Source organism: Mesorhizobium sp. M1E.F.Ca.ET.041.01.1.1, assembly GCF_003997355.1.
In the GTDB taxonomy this organism is placed as follows: domain Bacteria; phylum Pseudomonadota; class Alphaproteobacteria; order Rhizobiales; family Rhizobiaceae; genus Mesorhizobium.
The window spans coordinates 1-1,125 of sequence record NZ_RZSL01001062.1 but is presented as its reverse complement, the minus strand read 5'-3'; the positions used below and the strand labels follow the sequence as shown (position 1 = coordinate 1,125).

The window sequence follows — 1,125 nt, the reverse complement described above, 5'->3', positions numbered from 1 at the left end:
GGCCCGCCATCTCGATTACCTTGAGACCCGCCAGCGGTCCTGCCTTGACGGGGGAGGCGCCTGTCCGCGACGTGGTCATTCCCTTCTATTTCGGCGCCATGCGGATGGCGCCGTCGAGGCGGATCGTCTCGCCGTTCAGCATCTGGTTCTCGATAATGTGGAGCGCAAGCGCCGCATATTCCGAAGGCTCGCCGAGGCGGGGCGGGAAGGGCACCGAGGCGCCAAGCGAATCCTGCACCTCCTGCGGCATGCCGGCCATCATCGGCGTCTTGAAGATGCCCGGGGCAATGGTGCAGACGCGAATGCCGGACCGGGCGAGATCGCGCGCCACCGGCAGCGTCATGCCGACCACGCCGCCCTTGGAGGCCGAATAAGCGGCCTGGCCGATCTGGCCGTCATAGGCCGCGACCGACGCCGTGTTGACGATGACGCCGCGCTCGCCGCCGGCGAGCGGATCGAGTTTCGCCGCGCGGTCGGCGACAAGGCGGATCATGTTGAAGGTGCCGATCAGGTTGATCTCGATCACCTTGCGGTACTGGTCGAGCGGGTGCGGACCGTCCTTGCCCACCGTCTTCACGCCGATGGCAATGCCGGCGCAATTGACCAGAATGCGCGGCTCGCCGAGCTCCTTCGCAACCTCGGCGATCGCGGCGGTGCCGCTGTCGCCGCTGCTGACATCGCACTGAACGGCGATGCCGCCGATGTCGGCCGCCACCTTCGCCGCGCGGTCAACGCCGACATCGAGTATCGCAACCTTGGCGCCCCTGGCGGCAAGGGCGCGCGCCGTCGCCTCGCCGAGGCCGGACCCGCCGCCGGTGACGATCGCGATCTGGCCGTTCGGGTTCATGCGGGCGTCCTCCCAGAATTTCGGATCATGCTACGAAGCACGCTGCTGGGGCGCAACCTGAATGACCGGATCGATCGAGACCTGCGGACTGGCCGGCGCCCTGACCGCGGCCGGGGCGAGGTCCGCGACCCGCGCCGTATCCGCATGGCAGACCTCACCGACGAAGCGGGCCACGGCGCCCGGCTTGATTTCATGGTGAAGCAGCCGGTCGAGATCGACGGGGCGAGGCATGGTGATCTGGCCGCGCGGAAACCGCTTGAAGCCGAGCGGCCCGTAGT

Annotated in this window: 1 protein-coding gene and 1 pseudogene; both read right to left on the bottom strand. The window is 68.4% G+C overall.

The window, feature by feature from the left end:
• Nucleotides 1–85 precede the first annotated feature (85 nt).
• Complete coding sequence (locus EOA38_RS37350; RefSeq protein WP_126092296.1) at nucleotides 86–847, bottom strand: 3-hydroxyacyl-CoA dehydrogenase; 762 nt, start codon at nucleotides 845–847, stop codon at nucleotides 86–88.
• A 30-nt stretch (nucleotides 848–877) separates the two neighbouring features.
• Nucleotides 878–1,125, bottom strand: a pseudogene (locus tag EOA38_RS40815) (hypothetical protein); the annotation flags it as partial.

Bases quoted from the DNA above. Each gene is read 5' to 3' on its own strand.
- EOA38_RS37350 (WP_126092296.1), bottom strand. From the start codon at position 847: ATGAACCCGAACGGCCAGATCGCGATCGTCACCGGCGGCGGGTCCGGC.